The 14,202-nt window shown below is 33.7% G+C and carries 14 protein-coding genes and 1 pseudogene; 14 read left to right on the top strand and 1 reads right to left on the bottom strand.

Annotated features, from left to right (window positions below; all coding sequences use genetic code 11):
* Window positions 1-134 precede the first annotated feature (134 nt).
* Entirely contained in the window at window positions 135-1,190 is a 1,056-nt protein-coding gene (locus tag J8H85_RS03285) for a ferredoxin--NADP reductase (RefSeq protein ID WP_209652641.1), read from the bottom strand.
* Between the two features lie 283 nt (window positions 1,191-1,473).
* On the opposite strand from J8H85_RS03285, the gene J8H85_RS03280 reads away from it, so the two are divergent.
* From J8H85_RS03280 to J8H85_RS03215, 14 genes and pseudogenes are all read left to right on the top strand, one after another.
* On the top strand, window positions 1,474-1,878 hold the full coding sequence (locus J8H85_RS03280) for a DUF2059 domain-containing protein (RefSeq protein WP_209652639.1): 405 nt from the start codon (window positions 1,474-1,476) through the stop codon (window positions 1,876-1,878).
* A gap of 3 nt (window positions 1,879-1,881) precedes the next feature.
* Window positions 1,882-3,360 carry a DUF5687 family protein gene (locus tag J8H85_RS03275; RefSeq protein WP_209652638.1) on the top strand — a complete coding sequence of 493 codons (1,479 nt, stop codon included), beginning with the start codon at window positions 1,882-1,884 and terminating at the stop codon, window positions 3,358-3,360.
* Between the two features lie 11 nt (window positions 3,361-3,371).
* Window positions 3,372-4,079, top strand: coding sequence for an ABC transporter ATP-binding protein (locus J8H85_RS03270; RefSeq protein WP_209652635.1), 708 nt, complete (start codon window positions 3,372-3,374; stop codon window positions 4,077-4,079).
* A 200-nt stretch (window positions 4,080-4,279) separates the two neighbouring features.
* Complete coding sequence (porW, locus tag J8H85_RS03265) at window positions 4,280-6,850, top strand: type IX secretion system periplasmic lipoprotein PorW/SprE (RefSeq protein ID WP_209652633.1); 2,571 nt, start codon at window positions 4,280-4,282, stop codon at window positions 6,848-6,850.
* An 8-nt stretch (window positions 6,851-6,858) separates the two neighbouring features.
* Window positions 6,859-7,278 carry a bactofilin family protein gene (locus J8H85_RS03260; RefSeq protein WP_209652631.1) on the top strand — a complete coding sequence of 140 codons (420 nt, stop codon included), beginning with the start codon at window positions 6,859-6,861 and terminating at the stop codon, window positions 7,276-7,278.
* Window positions 7,238-7,468, top strand: a complete 231-nt coding sequence (locus J8H85_RS03255) for an AtpZ/AtpI family protein (RefSeq protein ID WP_317194976.1) — start codon at window positions 7,238-7,240, stop codon at window positions 7,466-7,468. Before J8H85_RS03260 ends, J8H85_RS03255 begins: the two co-directional genes overlap by 41 nt.
* A gap of 496 nt (window positions 7,469-7,964) precedes the next feature.
* Entirely contained in the window at window positions 7,965-9,083 is a 1,119-nt protein-coding gene (gene atpB / locus J8H85_RS03250; protein ID WP_209652630.1) for a F0F1 ATP synthase subunit A, read from the top strand.
* 87 nt (window positions 9,084-9,170) lie between these two features.
* Window positions 9,171-9,362 carry an ATP synthase F0 subunit C gene (gene atpE, locus J8H85_RS03245; protein ID WP_053970734.1) on the top strand — a complete coding sequence of 64 codons (192 nt, stop codon included), beginning with the start codon at window positions 9,171-9,173 and terminating at the stop codon, window positions 9,360-9,362.
* A gap of 76 nt (window positions 9,363-9,438) precedes the next feature.
* Entirely contained in the window at window positions 9,439-9,939 is a 501-nt protein-coding gene (locus tag J8H85_RS03240; protein ID WP_209652628.1) for a F0F1 ATP synthase subunit B, read from the top strand.
* A 3-nt stretch (window positions 9,940-9,942) separates the two neighbouring features.
* Window positions 9,943-10,479 carry an ATP synthase F1 subunit delta gene (gene atpH / locus J8H85_RS03235; protein WP_209652626.1) on the top strand — a complete coding sequence of 179 codons (537 nt, stop codon included), beginning with the start codon at window positions 9,943-9,945 and terminating at the stop codon, window positions 10,477-10,479.
* A gap of 61 nt (window positions 10,480-10,540) precedes the next feature.
* The gene (gene atpA / locus J8H85_RS03230; protein WP_209652624.1) at window positions 10,541-12,121 is read left to right on the top strand and encodes a F0F1 ATP synthase subunit alpha; all 1,581 of its coding nucleotides are present in this window, start codon (window positions 10,541-10,543) and stop codon (window positions 12,119-12,121) included.
* Window positions 12,122-12,209: 88 nt separating this feature from the next.
* Window positions 12,210-12,545: pseudogene (locus J8H85_RS03225) on the top strand (four helix bundle protein).
* A 29-nt stretch (window positions 12,546-12,574) separates the two neighbouring features.
* Window positions 12,575-13,435, top strand: a complete 861-nt coding sequence (gene atpG / locus J8H85_RS03220) for an ATP synthase F1 subunit gamma (RefSeq protein ID WP_209652623.1) — start codon at window positions 12,575-12,577, stop codon at window positions 13,433-13,435.
* Window positions 13,436-13,724: 289 nt separating this feature from the next.
* Entirely contained in the window at window positions 13,725-14,174 is a 450-nt protein-coding gene (locus J8H85_RS03215) for a hypothetical protein (RefSeq protein ID WP_209652622.1), read from the top strand.
* Window positions 14,175-14,202 lie beyond the last annotated feature (28 nt).

The raw sequence follows: 14,202 nt of genomic DNA, 5'->3' as shown, positions 1-14,202 counted from the left end.
AGGAATCCACTTTATAGTGATGCAGCTTAATTGAAAAATCTAAAAGCGTAGCGTTCTAAAAAATCGAATATTAAAAATCTATGATAGTAATTTATATTCAATTTATAAGATTCCTGCCTTCACAGGAATGACAGTTAAACATCATCATAATCTACCACAATAGTTGGCGTAGTAGGATGTGCTTGACAAGTAAGTATTAAGCCTTCTGCCACTTCTTTCTCGGTTAAAATGTTGTTTTGGCGCATGGTTACTTCGCCTTCTTTTAAACGTGCTAAACAGCTACTGCAAATACCGCCTTGGCAGGAATAGGGTGCATCAATATCTTCATCTAAAGCCGCTTCTAAAATGCTTTGTTTTTGCGACATTTCAATTGTTGTGGTTTCGTCATCAACAGTAATGGTTGCTGTTGTTTTACCAGAAGGTGCTGCTTTTTCTTCAATTTCAACAGGTTTTGCCGCTTTAAAAAGTTCAAAGTGAATGCGGTCTTTATCAATGCCATTATCGGTTAATACATCTTTTACGGTGTGGATCATGGCTTCTGGCCCACATAAATAAAACGCATCCACTTCCACATGTTTGTGTTTGTTTAACATCACGTAATTAACCGTGCTTTTTTCAATACGCCCAAAAATAGAATCGTCTTTATCTTGTTGGCTGAATACAAATTGAATTGAAAAACGATCTTTATACGTATGTTGAAGCTCTAAAAGTTCGTTTAGAAACATGGTATCTTCAGTGGATTTATTTCCATAAACCAAAATAATTTTGCTGTAAACTTCTTCTTCTAAAGCACATTTTATAATGCTTAAAATAGGCGTGATGCCACTTCCAGCAGCAAAAGCAGCTATATTTTTCGTTTTAGAATCGTTAGGTTCAAAAATAAAACGTCCTTTTGGAGGTGCTACTTCCATGGTGTCGCCAACGTTTAAACTATTATTGGCATATGCTGAAAATGTTCCATCTTTAACCTCTTTTACAGCTACTTGAAGTTCACCACTTTTAGGTGATGCACATATAGAATAATCGCGTCGTACCTCGTTTCCGTTAATGGTTGCCTTTAGTGTAATATATTGTCCTGCCTTAAAAGCATAAATTTCTTTTAGATTTTGGGGTACATTAAAAGCGATACTTATAGCTTTATTAGCCTCTTTTTTTATGTTTTTAATAGAGAGTTTATAGAATGATGACATGTGTAAATTTTTAACAAAAATAATGAAGCCATTAGATTTACAATACAATTACTTAAAAAAATAATGATATAAGATATTTAAGTGTAAGAATATTATGTATATATTTGAGTTTAAGAGTTTATCAAACAGGTACAAATACAATAAGTAATTAAGTAAATGATGATTACTGTTTTTGAATAATATTTAAAGTAATCATCAGATAGATTTACTTAACCATGTAACAAACCTGTAAAGTAAAGTACTAACTAAGTACAGTTTAATAAATAACCTAAAGAATAATCAAATGAAAAAAATCTTACTAGTATGTCTATTTATGGTTGCCATCGCAACTCAAGCCCAAGAAACTTCCAATTTTAAAGCAGAAACAATTGAATTTATTAAATTAACAGGTGCAGCTGATGCTTTTGATGGCGCCATAGAGCAAATAGGTTATAACGTTCCTGAGGCCAAAAAAGCAGCTTACATTAAAGAGGCAAACACAACTTTAGAAGGTTTGTATTCCAAAATGGCCGATTTATACATGGAAGAATTCACTCAAAGTGAAATTAAAGAATTAGTAGCCTTTTATCATACCGATTTAGGAAAAAAATTAGCAACAAAGCAACTAAGTTTAACTCAAAAAGCGATGAGTTTTGGTCAGGCATGGGGTATGGAAGTGAGCCAGATAGCCCAAAAGTATAACGAGTAAAGAATGATTAAAAACTTCTTAAATTTAGAATGGAAATCTTTTTTTAGGTCGGCTAGTTTTGGTAAAGGGTTGGCCATAAAAATACTCATGGTATTTTTAGCATTGTACTTTATATCCCTTTTTTTAGGCTTGGGAATTGTATTGTACCCAGCGCTTAAAAAAGCATTTCCAGACCAAAATCCGCTAACCATTGTAAATAGTGTTTTGTTTTATTGGATTATTGGCGATTTGGTTTTTAGGTTTTTCTTTCAAAAACTACCAGTAGTGATTGTAAAGCCTTTACTTGTACTGCCCATTAAAAGACGGAACATTGTAAATTATGTTTTAGGAAAATCGGTTACGTCGTTTTTTAATTTTTTACCGCTTTTTGCCATCATACCATTTGGTATCACTTTACTTGTAGAAGGATATCCAACAGTTTCTGTTTTAACATGGATGCTCTCTTTAATGTTGGTAAGCCTCATTATAAATTTTCTAAATTTTATTATTGAAAGTTTTTCGTCAGAAATTGAACTATCCTTTTTGCCCATTATAAGTATTGTTGGCGGCTTGTTTGCGCTTAACCATTTCAATATTGTTTCGTTTTCACAAATTTTTTCTAACGGATTTAACGCTATTTATAATACGCCTTTTTTTATTGTAATACCTATTTTGATTTTGTTAGTGCTTTATGCTTTTAACTTTAAAATATTAAGAAAAAAGCTGTTTTTAGATAGTGGTTTAAAAGAAAAAGTAAGAGAAATACAAACATCTAATTTAGATTGGACCAAAAATTTTGGAGCCATGGCACCTTTCATGCAATTGGATTTGAAACTTATTTGGCGTAATAAACGAACCAAATCATCAGTTTGGATGGTGTTAATGGGTTTGTTTTATGGGTTGTTTTTCTATCCGCAGCCTATGTATCAAGATATGCCGTGGCTATTTGCATTCATTGGTGTTTTTTCAACAGGTATTTTTTTAATCAATTTTGGCCAGTTTATACCAGCATGGGATAGTAGTTATTACAAATTACTTATGAGCCAGAATATTAAATACGAACAATATCTACAATCTAAATTCACATTAATGGCATTAAGCGTTGTTATCTTATTCGTTTTAGGCATTCCGTATGTGTTTTTTGGTTGGAAAATTTTACTGGCACATTTTGCAGCGGCTATTTACAATGTTGGGGTTAATACCCATGTTATTTTATATGGCGGTTCTTTCAATAGAAAAAAGATAGACTTAAGCCAAAAAGCAGCATTTAATTACCAAGGTACAGGTGCGGTACAATGGCTTATTGGTATCCCATTATTACTTATTCCCATGGGCATATTTGCTTTATTTTATTTTCTGATAGGGTTTGAACTAGCCTGTTTGGTTTTAGCAATTCTAGGCATTTTAGGTATTGTGTTTCATCAAAAACTTATGAAAGGTATTACAGCCGTGTACATGCAGTCAAAATATAAAATGATTGATGCGTTCAATCAAAATAACTAATCAAAATTATCATGATAGTAACTTCAAACTTATCAAAAAAATATAGTGGCAATTTAGTTTTGAATATCGAATCTTTGGAAATCCCTAAAGGGCAAAGTTTTGGTTTAGTAGGTAATAACGGTGCGGGTAAAACTACTTATTTCAGTTTACTTTTAGATTTGATTCAACCTACAACAGGCGTTATAACAACTAATGGCATTCAAGTGAATGAAAGCGAAGATTGGAAACCGTTTACATCTGCATTTATAGATGAAAGTTTTTTAATAGGCTATTTAACTGCGGAAGAATATTTCTACTTTATTGGCGAATTACGTAACCAAAACAAAGCAGATGTAAATGCTTTGGTAGCTCAATTTGAAGATTTTTTTCATGGTGAAATACTAAACCAAAAAAAATATTTAAGAGATTTAAGTAAAGGTAATCAAAAGAAAGTGGGCATTGTAGCTGCTTTAATTGGAAACCCCGAGGTTATCATTTTAGATGAACCTTTTGCAAATTTGGATCCAACAACTCAAATTCGATTAAAAGACATCATTAAAAATTTAGCCCAAAAACAAGGCATTACCGTATTGGTTTCCAGTCACGATTTGATGCACGTAACCGATGTTTGCGAACGTATTGTTGTATTGGAAAAAGGCGAAGTTGTAAAAGATATAGCAACCAATGCCACAACACTAAAGGAATTGGAAACACATTTTGCAGGAACCGGGGTTGTTTAGTAGCCTTTTTCAGTTTATGTTCTTTATCACTTTTTATTCGTCTTCCAGCAATACTAAACACCATAAAACCAAACAAATAACGTCACTTCATCCAAAAATCCTGTCATTTTATCGGATAATCAAAAAAGATGCTTATTTTTACCTGCTTACATAATATAAACACAAGTTTATAGTTATTATTTAGACTAAAAATACCAGCATTGAAAACACCATTTAAAGCAATCTTAGTTATTGTATGTTCTACTATTTTGTTAGTAAGTTGTTCTAGAAAAAAGGACAAATTTATTAACCGAAATTTTCATGCCGTTACTGCAGAATTTAATGCACTTTATAATGGTTACAATGCTTTGGAAGCCGGCAGAAGCAGTTTAATTGATGGGTATTTTGATAATTATTGGGAAGTTTTGCCCATTGAGCGCATGCAAGTATCTGATGAGGTGATGCTTCCAGGGCAATCTAAAAACGAAAATTTCAATACGGCAGAAGAAAAAGCGGTAAAAGCCATTCAAAAACATAGCATTACCATCGATGGGAAAGAAAAAAACCCACAAATTGATGAAGCCTATTTGCTTTTAGGAAAAGCTAGATATTTTGACCAGCGTTTTATACCAGCGTTAGAGGCTTTCAACTACATCCTATACAAATACCCTGCAAGTGATAAAATAAACCAAGCTAAAATTTGGCGCGAAAAAACCAACATTCGGTTGGATAACGATGAGCTTGCCATTAAAAACCTGAAGCGTTTATTAAAACAAGAAAAACTTGAAGATCAAGATTTAGCCGATGCCACATCTATGTTGGCGCAAGCGTATTTAAACACAAAATCCATTGATAGTGCCATCACCCAACTGGAAATAGCTTCAAAGGCTACAAAAAGGGAAGATGAACGTGGCCGATACAGATTCATTCAAGGACAATTGTATAACGAATTGGGCAAAAAGGATAGTGCTATTTATGCATTCGACAAAGTGATTGAGCTGAACAGAAGAACACCCCGAATTTATATGATTAGTGCCGAGATTGAAAAAATTAAAAATTTCGATTATGAAAAAGGTAATAAATATGAATTGTTGGAACATATTACGGAGCTTGAAGAAAACCGTGAAAACCGACCTTTTTTAGACAAAATTTATCACCAAAAAGCAGCCTATTTTCTGCACAATCAATCCGATTCTTTAGCCATTGCATATTTTAATAAATCGTTAAGAACCAATTCACCAGACAAAGTTTTAAGAGCCAAAAACTATGAGATTTTGGGCGATATGAATTTTGATAAATCTGTTTACGAAACAGCAGGAAACTATTACGATAGTACCATGACGAGTTTGGTTTTAAATTCGAAGCCCTATAGAATCATAAAGCGCAAACGCGATAATTTAGAAGATGTTATTTATTATGAATCGATTGCGAAAGTAAACGACAGCATTTTAAATTTAGTAAATTTATCAGAAGGTGAACGCGTTGCTTATTTTGAATCCTTCATTGAAAAGCTAAAAATTAAAGCAAAAGAAGAAAAAGAAAAAGCCGAAGCTGCCGAACGCAATAGCAACTCAGGTTTAGTAACGGTTAATAATAACATAGGAAACCAACCTGTTCGAGGAGGCACGCCTATACAAGCCACTATGTTTTATTTTTATAACCCAACAACGGTGGCGTATGGTAAAAATGAATTTACCAAAATTTGGGGAAATCGTGCATTGGACGATAATTGGAGATGGTCCAACAAAGGCACATCGGGAGCAATTGGAAACGCTTCAACCAATAATTTAATAGTAACAGCTTCAGAGGATGAGTTATTCGACCCTCAATTTTATATTTCTAAAATCCCTACTGAGACCAAGGAAATTGATAGTCTTTCTAAAGACAGAAATTATGCTTATTACCAATTAGGATTGATTTATAAAGAGAAATTTAAAGAATACGAATTGGCAAAAAGTAAATTTCAAAACTTACTGAAAAGCAATCCAGAAGAACGATTAATTCTTCCTTCAAAATACAATTTATATAAAATTTATGAAGCTTTAGGTGAAAACGGTGAAGCTTCAATTGCTAAAACCGATATTGTTTCAAATTATCCGGAATCTAGATATGCCACAATATTAACGAATCCAGATTCAGCTTCAGGGAAGGATGAAAACAGTCCGGAAAGTTTATACGAAATACTGTATCGGCAATATGAAAATCAAGCTTATGCAGAGGTTATTTCTAAAAGTGAAGAATACATAAACACTTTTGACGGCGAGCCTATTGTGCCAAAATTAGAACTTCTAAAAGCAAGCGCAACGGGACGTTTATACGGTTTAGAGCCTTATAGAAAAGCCGTTAATTATATTGCAATTACTTATGCCAATACACCTGAAGGAAAACAGGCTCAAGAAATTGAAACTACGGTATTGCCAAAATTAGTGAACTCAGATTTTGTTTCTGAAAATGAAAGTACAGACAGCAATTATAAAGTTGTTTTCAAATTTGAAAACCCGAAGCCAGAGCAGATTGCCAGTTTTCAAAAAACGCTGGATGAGGCACTGAAAAACATAAGATATTATACATTAAAATCATCGGTTGATGTGTATAACCCTAACACAACATTTGTGATAGTTCATGGGTTGAAAAATGAACAAGTAGCTAAAACATTCGATCAGTTGCTTACCAAAGAAGATAAGAAAAAAATTAAAGAACCATATTTTGCAATAACATCTGCAAATTATCAAATCATTCAAATCCATAAAAATTTGGATGCTTATTTAAGTATAGATAATAACTCTAAATAAACAGTATTATGTTTTCAGAAAACAAAAAGGAAAAGCACGCTATTGAAGGCTTATCGAGTCAGAATATTATTTCCCAAGGCACTAAAATAGTGGGCGATTTTACCAGTGAAGGTGATTTTAGAATTGACGGAACCTTAGAGGGTAACATAAAAACTTCTGGTAAGGTGGTAGTTGGAAAGTCGGGATTAATAAAAGGGACCTTACAGGGTACCGATGCTTATTTTGAAGGTAGCTTTAACGGTAAATTAGCATTATCGGGTACATTAACTTTAAAATCAACAGCAAAGATTGATGGTGAAGTGGTGGCAGGAAAGCTGGCGGTAGAACCAGGCGCAACGTTTAATGTATCTTGTATAATGAAAGGAACGGTAAAAGAAATGAACAAAAGTGGACAACAACAAGCAGCAGGATCCGAAAAAACCGCTTAAAAACGCTGTTGTTTTAACAGGAATAGCATTTCAAATGGGTATAACTATTTACCTTTTTATTATGGGTGGTAAGTGGTTGGATACCAAATTTTCTAACGGAGGGAAATTATACTTAATTTTAGGGACATTGTTTGGCGTTGCCATATCTCTGTATGTTGTTTTGCGACAATTAAAGAAGTTTAATAGTTAGATGAGGAAATTATTAGCAGGAAATATTTTAATAATAGCTAGCATATCTATTATTACTTATTTCATTTATATCTTTATTTTACAATATATTAAAGTACCCATCCTTCAACATCACATTTTACAGGCTTATATCATTAACACCCTTTTAGCAATAGGTATTATGTCGTTTATGTTTCTGTTTAAAGAACGATTTAAAGACCAGCTGGGGTTTCTTTTTATGCTGGGTAGTTTCATAAAATTCGGCTGTTTTTTTATCTTCTTTTATCCGACGTATAATTCCGACGGAACGATAACACGTTATGAATTTTTTTCTTTCTTTATTCCTTATGCCATTTGTTTAATAACCGAAACAGCAACAACCATACGGATTCTCAACAAATTAGATGAAAATTAACAGGTAAAAACCTCCCTTGTAAATAATGTGAAATTTTGATTTTTTATTTTAAGATAAAAACATACCTTTGCACCGATTTTTAGCCCACTATTAATTAAGTGATATGCAAAATATATTTTCATTAAAAACCATTTGTTTATTATTTCTTTTAGTTTCAAGCATTTCTTTTGCTCAAGATGAGCCACAAAAGATGCACTTAGAAGAAATTGCACCTGAAGTAGAAGGTAAACAAAGTGTAAAGGAAGAAATTAAAGAATACATTAACCATCACTTATTAGATTCGCATGATTTTGGTTTATATTCTTATGTGAATGACGCAGGAGAACATAAGTATGTTGGATTTCCACTTCCAGTAATTTTATGGGATAATGGGTTGCAAGTGTTTTCATCATCAAAACTTCACCATGGAGAATCTGTTGCAGAAGTTAACGGAAATTACTATAAACTTTACCACGGAAAAATTTATAAAACGGATGCTGAAGGTACTATTCATTACGACGAGCACCATCATGCAACAAACGTAAAGCCTTTTGATTTATCAATCACTAAAAACGTATTTACCATATTTTTAGTAGGGTTGTTGATATTCTTCATGTTTAGAAGAATGGCTAAATCTTACCAAAAAGGAGCAATACCAAAAGGAATGGGTCGTTTATTAGAGCCTATCGTACTTTACATTCGCGATGACATCGCTATTCCAAACATCGGAAAAAAACACTACAAGCGTTACATGAGTTTCTTGTTAACCGTGTTTTTCTTTATCTGGATCATCAATTTATTAGGGTTAACGCCACTAGGGGTTAACGTAACAAACAATATTGCTGTAACATTAGCATTGGCATTATTAACTTATTTAATAACCACATTTACAGCTAACAAAAATTATTGGGGTCATATTTTCTGGATGCCTGGTGTGCCATGGCCAATGAAAATTATTTTAGCTCCCATAGAATTATTAGGTACATTCATTAAGCCTTTCTCATTATTAATACGTTTGTATGCAAATATTACTGCAGGACATATTGTATTAATGAGTATTATCGGTTTAATGTTTATCTTTAAAAACTGGTTAGGAAGTTCATTATCATTTGGTTTAGCATTCGTGTTAGCATTGTTAGAACTTTTAGTGGCTGCTTTACAAGCGTATATCTTTACAATGTTATCGGCATTGTACTTTGGTTCGGCTGTAGAAGAGCATCACCACGGGGACGAGCATCATTAAAAATGTCCAGTGGAGATTTTATGCGAGTAGCCAGACGGCGCATTGGCGCATTAATAAATTGAGTGTTTAATTTTTAATATATATATTATGACAATTCCAAACATTGTAGGAGCTGGTTTAATCGTTATCGGTGCCGGTTTAGGTATCGGTAGAATTGGTGGACAAGCTATGGAAGCTATTGCTCGCCAACCAGAAGCCTCAGGAAAAATCCAAACAGCTATGCTTATTGCAGCTGCACTTATTGAAGGTATTGGATTTGCTGCTTTATTTGCAGCTTAAAAAAACAAAAACAGCTATAACGGTTGGTTATAGCTGTTTTTAAATTAAAAATTAACTAGTATAAAAAGATACATAAATGGAAAAATTAATTGAACAATTTTCATTAGGTTTATTCTTCTGGCAATTATTGTTATTTGTTGGATTGGTACTTTTATTAAAAAAGTTTGCTTGGAAACCAATTCTTGATGCTGTGGAGAAAAGAGAAGATGGTATAAAAGATGCATTAGATTCTGCTGAAAAAGCAAAATTAGAAATGCAAAACCTTCAAGCAGATAACCAAAAGTTATTGAAAGAAGCAAGAGCAGAGCGTGAGGAGATGTTAAAAGAAGCAAGAGATATCAAAAATAAAATGATAGAAGATGCTAAAGGTGAAGCACAATCTCAAGCTAATAAAATGATCGAGCAAGCTACGGCAGCTATTGAAAGCGAAAAGAAAGCAGCTATGGCAGAACTAAAAAGTCAGGTAGCTGGTTTATCTTTAGAAATTGCTGAAAAAGTAGTACGTGGTGAATTATCTAACAAAGACAAACAAGAAAAATTGGTTGAGTCTATGTTAAGTGAAGCTAAATTAAACTAAAACATGGCAGGAGCAAGAGCAGCAATACGTTACGCAAAAGCAGTTTTAAGTTTAGCATCCGACAGAAAAACGGCCGATGCTGTTAACGCTGATATGAAGCTAATTGCAAGCACTATTGCAGAAAGCAAAGATTTAAACGATGCACTACAGAGCCCTGTAATAAGTGCTTCGGTAAAAAAAGCAGTGTTGTTGGAGGTTTTTAAAAAGGCAGACAAAACAACTTTAAGCTTAATAGATACTTTAGTAACTAACAATAGAATTGCTATTTTGGGCGATGTTGCTTCAAAGTATACGCAGTTATTCGATGAATCTAAAGGTATTCAAGTAGCAACAGTTACCACAGCAATTCCTTTAACCGACGCTTTAAAACAAAAAGTATTGGCTAAAGCAAAAGAGCTTACAGGTAAAGATATTGAAGTAAAAAGTATTGTAGATGAAAGCATTTTAGGAGGCTTCATTTTAAGAGTTGGGGATATTCAATACAATGCAAGTATTGCAAATCAATTAAGTAAATTAAAAAGAGAATTTTCAATAAATTAAAAATACGTTAGAAGTTGGTGTGTCTAGCACCTAAGATCTAACGTCTAATATCTAAATAGAGATGGCAGAAGTAAAACCAGCTGAAATATCAGCAATCTTAAAGCAACAACTAGCAGGTTTCGAAGCAAGTGCTTCTTTAGACGAAGTTGGAACTGTATTAACTGTAGGTGATGGTATTGTACGTGCTTACGGATTAGCTAACGCTCAATATGGTGAGTTAGTAGAATTCGAAGCAGGTTTAGAAGGTATCGTACTTAACCTTGAAGAAGATAACGTAGGTATTGTATTATTAGGAGTTTCTAAAGGAGTTAAAGAAGGTTCTACAGTAAAACGTACAGGTCGTATCGCTTCTATCAATGTTGGAGAAGGTATTGTTGGACGTGTGGTAGACACTTTAGGAAACCCAATAGATGGTAAAGGGCCTATTTCTGGTAAAACTTATGAGATGCCTTTAGAGCGTAAAGCTCCTGGGGTTATTTTCCGTGAGCCAGTTACTGAACCATTACAAACGGGTATCAAATCTATCGACGCGATGATTCCTGTAGGTCGTGGTCAACGTGAGCTGGTTATTGGTGACCGCCAAACTGGTAAAACAGCAGTTTGTATTGATACCATCTTAAATCAAAAAGAATTTTATGATGCAGGTCAGCCTGTATATTGTATATATGTTGCCGTTGGTCAAAAAGCATCAACAGTAGCTTTAATTGCTAAAACATTAGAAGAAAAAGGTGCTTTAGCCTATACAACTATCGTAGCAGCAAATGCATCCGATCCTGCAGCAATGCAAGTATACGCGCCTTTTACAGGAGCTTCTATTGGAGAGTACTTTAGAGACACGGGTCGTCCAGCATTAATCGTGTTTGATGATTTATCTAAACAAGCAGTAGCTTACCGTGAGGTATCTTTATTATTGCGTCGTCCACCAGGACGTGAGGCGTATCCAGGTGACGTTTTCTACCTTCACTCTAGATTATTAGAGCGTTCTGCAAAAGTTATTAATAATGACGAGATCGCTAAAAATATGAACGACCTTCCGGATTCTCTAAAAGGCATCGTAAAAGGTGGTGGTTCGTTAACAGCGTTACCAATTATTGAAACGCAAGCGGGAGACGTTTCTGCTTATATCCCAACAAACGTAATTTCTATTACAGATGGGCAAATTTTCTTAGATGGAGATTTATTCAACTCTGGTGTACGTCCAGCAATTAACGTAGGTATTTCGGTATCTCGTGTTGGTGGTAATGCTCAGATTAAATCCATGAAAAAAGTAGCTGGTACTTTAAAATTAGATCAAGCACAATTCCGCGAATTGGAAGCGTTCGCTAAGTTTGGATCTGACTTAGATGCAGTTACTTTAAATGTAATTGAAAAAGGAAAACGTAACGTTGAGATTTTAAAACAAGCTCAAAACGATCCGTTTACAGTAGAAGATCAGGTTGCTATTATTTATGCAGGATCTAAAAACTTATTAAGAGATGTGCCTGTTGAAAAAGTAAAAGAATTTGAAAGAGATTATCTTGAATTCTTAAAAGCAAAACATGCAAATGTGTTAGCAGACTTAAAAGCAGGTAAATTAACTGATGAGGTTACAGATACATTAACAGCTGTAGCTAAAGATTTATCAGGAAAATATAGAGCTTAAAAAGTTATGAGTTCAGAGTTATGAGTTCAGAGTGTTATACCATTCTTGATACTCATAACTCTAAACTGATAACTCATAACTAGAAGAAATGGGTTTAAACGAAAGTCCTATTAGAATTAAGAGTTTCGAATTTGCCTGTGAAATAGTTAAATATTGTGATAAGTTAAAAGAACAAAAAGATTTTGAATTAGCTTCTCAATTGTTAAAAAGCGGAACCAGTATTGGAGCAAATACTAGGGAAGCACAAAGAGGGGTTAGCGCAAAGGATTTTAAAAATAAGTTTGGTATTGCTCTTAAAGAAGCTGATGAAACTAAATATTGATTAGAATTATTAGAAGCAACCGGAAGAGAAGTACCAAAAGAAATGAAGAATAAGTGTGAGGAGTTAATTAGAATTTTGGTAGCAATCATTAAAAACTCATAACTCAGCACTCATAACTCATAACTTGAAACATGGCAAATTTAAAAGAAATACGTAATAGAATCACATCGGTATCTTCAACCATGCAGATTACCAGTGCCATGAAAATGGTATCGGCTGCAAAGTTAAAGAAAGCTCAAGATGCTATTACTGCAATGCGACCTTATGCAGATAAGTTAACTGAACTTTTACAAAGTTTAAGTGCTACTTTAGATGCAGATTCTGGAAGCAAATATTCTGCACAACGCGAGGTAAAAAAGGTTTTAATTGTAGCTGTTACCTCCAACAGAGGTTTGGCAGGTGCTTTTAATTCAAATATTATAAAAGAAGTTAATAGATTAGCTTCTAAAACCTACGCCAACCAAGAGGTTTCGTATTTAGCTATTGGAAAAAAGGCGAATGACGCTTTTAAAAAGACCAATAAAGTCATTGCAAATAAAAGTGCTATTTATGATGATTTAACGTTTGATAACGTAGCTGAAATTGCCGAAATGCTCATGGCTAAGTTTGTTGCCGGCGAGTTCGATAAAATCGAAATCGTTTACAACAAGTTTAAAAATGCAGCAACCCAAATTGTAATGACTGAACAATTTTTACCAATTGTACCAGTGCAATCAGATTCAAATGTAAATTTAGATTACATTTTTGAGCCTTCAAAAGTTGAAATTGTTGAGCAGCTAATACCTAAGTCTTTAAAAACACAATTGTACAAAGGCATTAGAGACTCTTTCGCGAGCGAACACGGTGCGCGTATGACTGCGATGCACAAAGCAACAGATAACGCAAAAGAGTTAAGAGATCAGCTTAAATTAACATACAACAAAGCACGTCAAGCAGCCATTACCAATGAAATTTTAGAAATTGTTGGTGGTGCGGAAGCTTTGAATAATTAATTGTCATGCTGAACTTGTTTCAGTTTCTCATTATAACATCAAACCTCACTTTCAAGTGGGGTTTTTTTATGGCATTACTTTTGAAAAGTTATCTTTATAACATTCAATTTCGATTGTGTGATATTACTCATAACGTAATGTCGCCTCGAGCGGAGTCGAGAGGTTGTCCGATTAACTTAGGTAATGATGAGGTCTCGACTTTGGTTTATCTTGAGCGCAGTCGAAAGGCTCGACCTGGCATAGAAATAGAATTATTACTAATTACCGACAATCGGTTCAATTTAATAACATGCAATTATTTAAAAGCTTTATATATTTATTTTTTATAGGATTGGTTTTAGCTAGCTTTTCCCAATGTGTAAGCGCCAATAAACTACAAACCGATTCGCCTTTAAAAATAGGAGATGTTTATTATCAAGAAGATGGAGCTCATGTTTCTATAGTAATCCCCATTACATCCAACCCAAACAACATTGTGCTTGATAATGTTTATTTTCATGGGAAAGAATCCCAATTGGAGTTTGTAAATGATAAAGTTTATATTGGTAGGTTTCAACCTAAAAACACGTCCAAATCTAATATTATAATGAGCAATGAGCCTTATGCCGAATATGGAAATAAAGTTCCAGAAATCCCCAGAAAACCGCGTTTTCAGCTCAAAGAAGATGAATGTATGGTAAGTTACAAACAAGGGAAAGGTATAACGTATTTTAAAATTGATAAAATCAAAAAAAAGTAAGCTTTAAAATTACTATAAGCATAAGCTA

Source organism: Mariniflexile gromovii, from assembly GCF_017814435.1.
Taxonomy (GTDB): domain Bacteria; phylum Bacteroidota; class Bacteroidia; order Flavobacteriales; family Flavobacteriaceae; genus Mariniflexile; species Mariniflexile gromovii.
This window is presented reverse-complemented; position numbering and strand designations above follow the sequence as displayed.

What these genes read in the sequence shown, in the direction of transcription:
- J8H85_RS03285 (WP_209652641.1), bottom strand. Translation starts at nt 1,190, where the DNA reads ATGTCATCATTCTATAAACTCTCTATTAAAAACATAAAAAAAGAGGCT.
- atpH (WP_209652626.1), top strand. Translation starts at nt 9,943, where the DNA reads ATGGCAGGAGCAAGAGCAGCAATACGTTACGCAAAAGCAGTTTTAAGT.
- atpG (WP_209652623.1), top strand. Translation starts at nt 12,575, where the DNA reads ATGGCAAATTTAAAAGAAATACGTAATAGAATCACATCGGTATCTTCA.
- J8H85_RS03280 (WP_209652639.1), top strand. Translation starts at nt 1,474, where the DNA reads ATGAAAAAAATCTTACTAGTATGTCTATTTATGGTTGCCATCGCAACT.
- atpB (WP_209652630.1), top strand. Translation starts at nt 7,965, where the DNA reads ATGCAAAATATATTTTCATTAAAAACCATTTGTTTATTATTTCTTTTA.
- atpE (WP_053970734.1), top strand. Translation starts at nt 9,171, where the DNA reads ATGACAATTCCAAACATTGTAGGAGCTGGTTTAATCGTTATCGGTGCC.
- J8H85_RS03260 (WP_209652631.1), top strand. Translation starts at nt 6,859, where the DNA reads ATGTTTTCAGAAAACAAAAAGGAAAAGCACGCTATTGAAGGCTTATCG.
- J8H85_RS03275 (WP_209652638.1), top strand. Translation starts at nt 1,882, where the DNA reads ATGATTAAAAACTTCTTAAATTTAGAATGGAAATCTTTTTTTAGGTCG.
- atpA (WP_209652624.1), top strand. Translation starts at nt 10,541, where the DNA reads ATGGCAGAAGTAAAACCAGCTGAAATATCAGCAATCTTAAAGCAACAA.
- J8H85_RS03240 (WP_209652628.1), top strand. Translation starts at nt 9,439, where the DNA reads ATGGAAAAATTAATTGAACAATTTTCATTAGGTTTATTCTTCTGGCAA.
- J8H85_RS03215 (WP_209652622.1), top strand. Translation starts at nt 13,725, where the DNA reads ATGCAATTATTTAAAAGCTTTATATATTTATTTTTTATAGGATTGGTT.
- J8H85_RS03270 (WP_209652635.1), top strand. Translation starts at nt 3,372, where the DNA reads ATGATAGTAACTTCAAACTTATCAAAAAAATATAGTGGCAATTTAGTT.